The organism is Rhodococcus sp. Chr-9 (assembly GCF_000801125.1).
Lineage (GTDB): Bacteria > Actinomycetota > Actinomycetes > Mycobacteriales > Mycobacteriaceae > Rhodococcus > Rhodococcus pyridinivorans.
The window spans coordinates 1-5,686 of the sequence record NZ_JTIZ01000031.1 but is presented as its reverse complement, the minus strand read 5'-3'; the positions used below and the strand labels follow the sequence as shown (position 1 = coordinate 5,686).

Annotated in this window: 9 protein-coding genes; 5 read left to right on the top strand and 4 right to left on the bottom strand. The window is 63.1% G+C overall.

Annotation, left to right across the window (positions count from 1 at the left end):
• Window positions 1-267: 267 nt before the first annotated feature.
• Window positions 268-537, bottom strand: coding sequence for a type II toxin-antitoxin system RelE family toxin (locus tag QR64_RS03415; protein WP_039584110.1), 270 nt, complete (start codon window positions 535-537; stop codon window positions 268-270).
• Between the two features lie 111 nt (window positions 538-648).
• Between QR64_RS03415 and QR64_RS25465 the strand changes: the two genes are divergently transcribed.
• Both QR64_RS25465 and QR64_RS03405 read left to right on the top strand, forming a co-directional pair.
• Window positions 649-918 carry a type II toxin-antitoxin system Phd/YefM family antitoxin gene (locus QR64_RS25465; RefSeq protein ID WP_084222272.1) on the top strand — a complete coding sequence of 90 codons (270 nt, stop codon included), beginning with the start codon at window positions 649-651 and terminating at the stop codon, window positions 916-918.
• Window positions 919-1,101: 183 nt separating this feature from the next.
• Window positions 1,102-1,662 (top strand): recombinase family protein, encoded by a 561-nt coding sequence (locus QR64_RS03405; protein ID WP_039584107.1) that lies wholly within the window; start codon window positions 1,102-1,104, stop codon window positions 1,660-1,662.
• Between the two features lie 62 nt (window positions 1,663-1,724).
• Here the strand turns inward: QR64_RS03405 and QR64_RS03400 are convergent, their stop codons facing one another.
• Window positions 1,725-2,264: a hypothetical protein gene (locus tag QR64_RS03400; RefSeq protein ID WP_152640906.1), complete on the bottom strand. Its 540-nt coding sequence runs from the start codon at window positions 2,262-2,264 to the stop codon at window positions 1,725-1,727.
• A 258-nt stretch (window positions 2,265-2,522) separates the two neighbouring features.
• Between QR64_RS03400 and QR64_RS03395 the strand changes: the two genes are divergently transcribed.
• The gene (locus tag QR64_RS03395) at window positions 2,523-2,951 is read left to right on the top strand and encodes a hypothetical protein (RefSeq protein ID WP_235366985.1); all 429 of its coding nucleotides are present in this window, start codon (window positions 2,523-2,525) and stop codon (window positions 2,949-2,951) included.
• A 39-nt stretch (window positions 2,952-2,990) separates the two neighbouring features.
• Here QR64_RS03395 and QR64_RS03390 read toward each other — a convergent pair whose 3' ends face one another.
• Both QR64_RS03390 and QR64_RS03385 read right to left on the bottom strand, forming a co-directional pair.
• Entirely contained in the window at window positions 2,991-3,329 is a 339-nt protein-coding gene (locus tag QR64_RS03390) for a hypothetical protein (RefSeq protein ID WP_039584105.1), read from the bottom strand.
• Between the two features lie 169 nt (window positions 3,330-3,498).
• Complete coding sequence (locus QR64_RS03385) at window positions 3,499-3,735, bottom strand: hypothetical protein (RefSeq protein WP_039584103.1); 237 nt, start codon at window positions 3,733-3,735, stop codon at window positions 3,499-3,501.
• 109 nt (window positions 3,736-3,844) lie between these two features.
• On the opposite strand from QR64_RS03385, the gene QR64_RS03380 reads away from it, so the two are divergent.
• Both QR64_RS03380 and QR64_RS26420 read left to right on the top strand, forming a co-directional pair.
• A complete protein-coding gene (locus tag QR64_RS03380) occupies window positions 3,845-4,351 on the top strand; it encodes a hypothetical protein (RefSeq protein ID WP_152640904.1) in 507 nt (168 codons plus the stop codon).
• A 980-nt stretch (window positions 4,352-5,331) separates the two neighbouring features.
• Window positions 5,332-5,643: a hypothetical protein gene (locus QR64_RS26420; RefSeq protein WP_152640903.1), complete on the top strand. Its 312-nt coding sequence runs from the start codon at window positions 5,332-5,334 to the stop codon at window positions 5,641-5,643.
• The last annotated feature ends 43 nt before the right edge of the window (window positions 5,644-5,686 follow it).

Here is a 5,686-nt window from a genome sequence, read left to right as displayed (position 1 = left end):
TTAGCAGACCGTATGAAAGCCACTGTGGAAGATCTAGGACTACGCGGAGAGTCGGCCGTGGACGAGGCTGTGGAACTGTGGCTGGCGAGCAAGAGCAACGACGAAGTCAGCGCAGACGGCATGCCGTAGCCATGGGAGACCTGCGAAGTCCAGATTTCTAGCGCAGTCAGGAAATCAACCCCCACAATCCTCGCTCCTGGAGGGAGCTAGCTCACTTCATCCGATCCGGCCACTCCGAAGTGGCCGGATCGGAACGAGAGCCAGAGGTCAGTAGACCTCTTTCCTGTCCCCTATGCGGAAGACATGGACCTCAACCTCTTTGTCCTGGACCAGATACAAGATCCGGAAATTGCCGAAACGGACCCGGTACCCCTCACGGGCGATGAGCTTCGTGCAGCCCTGCGGGCGAGGGTCGTCGCCAAGCTGTTCGGCGAAATCAAGTAGGTCCTTCGCGAGCGCTTTGTCGTGCTTCGCGATCTTCTTGAGGTCCCGTTTCGCGCTGCTGGCGTAGGTGACGTTGTATCGGTTGGCTGTCATCGAACTCCTATAGGCAATAGTGATCTAACGCTCTTTAGTACAAAACGTACTGATAGTACCACTGGTACCTTTCGTTTGACTCAGCGGGATCGGCAGCCGTACCTTGGGACCATGACCGCCACCATTGAGACCCGAGAAGTGACCTCCGGTGATCTGCGTGGTCACCTTGCTGACGTGCTGAATCGCACCGCTTACGCGGGCGAGCGAGTAGTCGTGACTCGTCACGGCAAACGAATCGCTGCGGTGATCCCGGCCGACGATCTTGAACTGTTGGAAGCCTTGGAGAATGCACGGGATGCAGCGGCACTCGAACAGGCAATCGCAGAAGACGACGGTGAGCGTGCTACTGCCGCAGACCTCCGTGAAGAGCTTTTCGGCTGAGCTGAGCTGGCGCATTCGTGGACCCCGTTGTGTCCCCGGTCGAGGTGTCCAAGAAGCAGGCAAACTTTTCTATCCCGGAATAGAACGTTTTCGGGACGTCTCCGGCTTGGCGCTCTGACCTGCGATAATGCTGTCCCGAAAACGTGTCCCGTTTCTGTCGGTAGCCGGTCGGACACTGTCGGCATGCCTGAACTGCTCGGATACGCCCGCGTGTCGACCACTGCCCAGGATCCTGCGCCGCAGGTCGATGCACTCACAGAGGCCGGCTGCTCGAAGATCTTCACCGACCGGGCCTCCGGGGCACGGGCCGCACGGCCCCAACTGAGCGAGTTGCTGTCCGTCGCGTCTGCCGGAGACACGCTGGTGGTGTGGAGACTCGACCGTCTGGGGCGTTCACTGCCGCACCTGATCGAGCTGGTGACCGAGCTCGAGGAGCGCGGTGTCGGTTTCCGGTCACTGACCGAAGCGATCGACACCTCGACTCCCGGCGGCAAGCTCGTCTTCCACCTGTTCGGGGCACTGGCGGACTTCGAGCGCAGCCTCATCCGCGAACGGACGTTGGCCGGCCTCGAGTCCGCCCGGAAGCGAGGTCGGGTCGGAGGACGCCCCGTCGCGTTGACCGCCGCGAAGAGAACCGCTGCACAGAAGCTCCTCGGCGAGGGGCACAGCGTCGCCGAAGTCGCCGAGATCCTCGGCGTCGGACGCAGCACTCTGTATCGCTCCATGCAGCGTCTGTCGTACTAGGAGCAGACACCCCCGCATCGCCGGGGAGCTTGTTTCGATGCCGATGCCGGCGCTCGGTACTGTCAGTGCTTCTTCTTCGTTTTCTGCCGGTCCAGGGCTCGGCGCTGCTGCCGAGACAGGGCTGTGGGTTCTGGTTCGGGAGCCACGTCCCGGCGGTAGTCCTCGAGGCGATCCACCAGCTGCAGCATCGATGCATGTAGCGGTTCGACGAACTGTTGGCCGGGGCGGCGGTGGGACAAGCTGGCGCTGAACGAGTCGAACACCTTCGCCACCAGCTTCGGGTCCGAGAGCACTCGCAGCACCATGTCGTGGTCATCGAGCGGGGGGATCTCCGCGGCCGCGGCGGGAGACATCCGCCAGTCGGGCACTCGGACCTCGATCTTCTTTTCGACGGTGCGGGTCTGCCGGACCACCTTCACCCCGACCGCTCCGCTGCGTGCTGCCTTGCGGGCGCTGTACGCGTCGCGGCGACACTGATCGCTGCACCACACCCTCGGCCGGCCCGCCCCGGAGTGCTGAGGGACCGGTTTTGCGCACCACGGGCACACCCCCGGATCTGCGCTGTTGTCGGGGCTGTCGGTCGTCTGTTCCGCGGCGGTCACGGCACGAAATCGTATTTCGTCGTGCCAATATTGCAGCTTTAGTGCAAGAGGTGTGTCTGGTTTTTGGGTGCGATGTGGAACCGGACTACGGCCGGTCGACCACTGACCGAACGCGACATGCGGACGGGTCTGCGGGAGGCCGGCCGGGGACGGGATCCGAGTGCGGCAGCACCGTCACGATGGCTATGGCGACACGTCCGAGACGACACACCCCGGCGGCGGGGCGTGCTGCATGATGCCGAGGTGGTCGCGATACGGGTGAGCTGGATCCTGATGGCCCTCGTGACGGTCCTGATCGGGATCGAAGCGGCTACCAGCTCGATGGCACAGATCACGAGTTGTGAGACAGGCCTGTACTCGCGAGAGGTTCCCGATCCGGTGGTCTGCGGCTCCTCGATCCGGAGCTACTTCGGCAGTCCGGTCGTGCCGGTACTGACTGTTCCGGTCGGTGTGTGTCTGATCCCGGTGGTGGAACCAGGGCATGGGGTCGCCTGGATGTCGACGGTCGTTCTGTTCGCGCTGTCATCCGTCGGGCTGATGTCCGCTTTCTCCCCCACCCCGAGAGTGGTCGATCTGTACGGCTTCTTCTGGCCGGCGGTACTGGCGGCGGTAGCGGTCACCGGCATCACGCACTGGAGACACCTACGTCGCCTCAACGCACCCCACCGCAGCCCGCAACCCGGCTAGGAAAACCGGTCCACTGCCGGGCCCGGACCTCGGAAGCGCCTAGCGGGTCTCGGGCGTGGACGAAGGACTCCCGCCGAGCCTCCACGTCGACGGCTTATGACCGCGGAACGTCTCTCCGGCGAGCAGCTGGTCGCGGTGAGCCGTCATCTGCCGTTGTGCGAGAGCTTCCTGATCGGACCAGGTGGTGATGCTGCCGCGTTTCTTCCGAGCTGCATAGGCGACTTTGCACTCCTGGTGCGCGGGCTTGCCGGTGCTGAGCTGAGCGACCTGATCCTGGACGTAGAGAGTCTTGCGACAGAGTGCGCAGCGTTTGCCGACATGGCTCGATTTCTTCGTATGGCGTCTGCCGTCGCCGTTGCTGCCGCCTCGTTTCGCCATGTGTGGATCTTGGCAGCCGGAACCGGAGTGCGCTGCCAAGTTCGTATCCACCCGCCGTGGATGGAGTGCTGCCGCGGCACCGCTGCGCATCTGCCGCACCCTCGGATGCCGAAGCGTCCGGCTGCAGAGAGGTGAGGACAGAGGTGCAACCGGACGCGAAGTGATCTTGTCAGGGCAGCCGGTGAGCGTGACGGGCGGCTGCGGCCAGTGGTTCATCGGCGTTGTTGAGGGCGAGGCCGGCACTGGCCAGCCAATCGATCACGGATCGGGCCGCGTCCTCGGCGGTGGCGTCGAGAGCGTCGGGATCGAGGGTGTCCACCAGCTCGGCCAGCGCACGCAGCTCGGTGTGCACAGCGGTCAATTGCGTCTGCACTGCCTCGATACGGGCCACGATCGTCTCGCTCATAGTTTCTGATCTCCTCCGGTCAGTGCTGCACTGGACTGTGGCTCCAGCATGACCGCACCGGGTGACTACATCCGATGCCGTAAGTCCGATGTCGGCGATGATGTGGGACATGGCCACGCCCCAGCGACCCAAGCTCAGCGTCGCCGCTGCAGCCCGCGCTACAGGTGCTGCACGCACCACGATCCAGCGAGCCCTCAAAAACGGCCGCTTCCCCAACGCGGTGCAGAACGAAAACACCTGGTCGATCCCGGTCGAGGACCTCATCGCCGCCGGATTCACGCTGCAGCAGCAAGGCAGCAGCACGAACCAGCAGCGCTCTGCAGCGGGCGCTGCACCCACCCCGCCCCCACCGGATCCGACGATCGCAGTCGAGCTGGCCGAACTCCGTAAAGCCCTCGCGGTCGAACAAGCCCGCCGCGAAGCAGCCGAAGCCGTCGCGCTCGAACGACTGCGCACCATCGAAGCCCAGGCCGCACACCTGCGCATGCTCGAAGCCAGCCACTCCTCCCTGCACCCGACCTCCACTGGTGAGGTGATCGACCACACTCCTGCCTCTCCACCGGAAAGACCTCGCACCAATCACCGAGTCAGGACATGGCTGAGAAACAAGCTCTGAGATCCCTCCAGAGACCAAGAAGCACCCGATCGTAGGTCGGGTTGCGTAAAGGAACTCGCTTCGCTCGTGCTGATGTTTTCTAGGCGTTCACCACCACCCAAGCGCAAGTTCCGCGCCCTGCTCCGGGTGGTGAGGGTGGTGGTGAACGCCGGGACCCCCTAGAGGCGACGATCAGGTCCGGACACACCTGTGCCGGGAACGTCGCCTCTAGGGAACCCACAGCAGTTGGTACGCCTCCGGTATGGAGCCGGGCGTATGGAGCCACTTGGGAGCGCTACGGGTATTACTCGCCTGCGCTGGGACCGGTCTGTGCTCCTGACTACCAAGGCCGCCTTACGCACATTCGCCGAGTAGTGCGGTCCTCTGTCGCTCTGCACGCCCAGCGGGCCGGGTCCACCTTCATCCCGCGGTGTCAGAAGCTCGAAAGCTCAGTTAAGTCCTGCCGGAGAGCTAGCCGGGGGGCATCAAGGCTTCTAGGCCGGCGGGAGCCATCCCACCTGGCCGCCTGCATCCGAACCCACACCGGACCGGTGCTTGGGACGCTGAGGTTTCCTGGGTTATCCTCATCCCTGAAGTTGTTTACGCGGCTTCGACAAGCGCCCAGGTCCGCCAAGATCACAGGGCGCTTGTCGCATTTCTGGGGTAATTGGAGTCCCCCCGATGTGCGTAGGGGACATCTTTGCATGGGTGTTCCTCCCTCATGGAAGAGGCACGCCTACAGACGAACTGTTTCGTGTGGAATCATCAGCTGGAGAAGTCCAGATGGTCACTGATCACAGCAAAGATGAGTGCCACTCCTTCCAGACACGAGCGTTCTCGTCACTGTCGAGCCTCGTTTGGTACGCGACCATCTGGTTCTTGTTGTTTCCAACCTTGTGTCGGTACCGGTGGAGAAGTCTCCAGGGAGGCAACCACTGGTTCGGCGCAGCAGGATCCCAGGGCCACAGCCGGCGGTACTGCACCGTCACAGTCTCGGCGGGATGGACAAAGGCAACCTCTTCTCCTCCCTGGGCTTCGAGCGAAAGCACTATGTGCTGATCACGCTGAAGGATCCTCCACTCAGTGCTAGCTGCCATATCCGCGGTGACGAGTTGGCTATGCCCGAACACAAACACGCGGCGAAGTTGAACTGTGGGTCGGCGTGCCCGGGTGAGAAGAGCAAGATTCCCATCCCGTTTCAAGACGAAGGGCTGGCGCTCGCGAGCGGTAAGCCAAGCGAGCAAGGCGAAAACAGCCGCGGCGATGCCGGCGACAAGAGACATGACAGCCATCAGGAACTCGTACCGCTCTAGCCTCGGGCATTCATGCCGATTGAGCGGAAACCCGTGTCAATCA

What these genes read in the sequence shown, in the direction of transcription:
- QR64_RS03415 (WP_039584110.1), bottom strand. Translation starts at nt 537, where the DNA reads ATGACAGCCAACCGATACAACGTCACCTACGCCAGCAGCGCGAAACGG.
- QR64_RS25465 (WP_084222272.1), top strand. Translation starts at nt 649, where the DNA reads ATGACCGCCACCATTGAGACCCGAGAAGTGACCTCCGGTGATCTGCGT.
- QR64_RS03405 (WP_039584107.1), top strand. Translation starts at nt 1,102, where the DNA reads ATGCCTGAACTGCTCGGATACGCCCGCGTGTCGACCACTGCCCAGGAT.
- QR64_RS03390 (WP_039584105.1), bottom strand. Translation starts at nt 3,329, where the DNA reads ATGGCGAAACGAGGCGGCAGCAACGGCGACGGCAGACGCCATACGAAG.
- QR64_RS03385 (WP_039584103.1), bottom strand. Translation starts at nt 3,735, where the DNA reads ATGAGCGAGACGATCGTGGCCCGTATCGAGGCAGTGCAGACGCAATTG.
- QR64_RS03380 (WP_152640904.1), top strand. Translation starts at nt 3,845, where the DNA reads ATGGCCACGCCCCAGCGACCCAAGCTCAGCGTCGCCGCTGCAGCCCGC.
- QR64_RS26420 (WP_152640903.1), top strand. Translation starts at nt 5,332, where the DNA reads ATGGACAAAGGCAACCTCTTCTCCTCCCTGGGCTTCGAGCGAAAGCAC.